Raw genomic sequence first — 296 nt, 5'->3', positions numbered from 1 at the left:
GTGCGTCCGACGCGGATAAGCTGATCGATCCACGCTTTCAGGACGGACGGAACCGTCAGGTTATTCATCGGAGTACCGATGACGATCACATCGGAATCCTCGACCTCCTGAATGAGTTCCTCCGCGATAAGTACAGCGCCAGCGGTCCTTCCTGCGGCAGCCAACGTCGCAGGCGTCGAGAGTATGTCGGCGTAGGCGGCTCCGAGATGAGGTATCGGCTCCAGCCCAAGGTCCCGGCGGCGAACCTCCACGCCCGGCAAGAGCGTTTGAATCTTTTCGACGATTCCCGCCGAGAG

The 296-nt window shown here is 60.5% G+C and carries 1 protein-coding gene; it reads right to left on the bottom strand.

Features of this window, described 5'->3' with window-relative positions:
* On the bottom strand, positions 1–296 hold a 296-nt coding region (locus AB4Y42_RS44445; RefSeq protein WP_368697923.1), incomplete at both ends, for an NAD(P)H-dependent oxidoreductase.

The sequence above is a fragment of the Paraburkholderia sp. EG286B genome (assembly GCF_040965655.1).
In the GTDB taxonomy this organism is placed as follows: domain Bacteria; phylum Pseudomonadota; class Gammaproteobacteria; order Burkholderiales; family Burkholderiaceae; genus Paraburkholderia.
The sequence above is the reverse complement of the archived record's forward strand: the minus strand, read 5'-3'. Positions and strand labels throughout refer to the sequence as shown.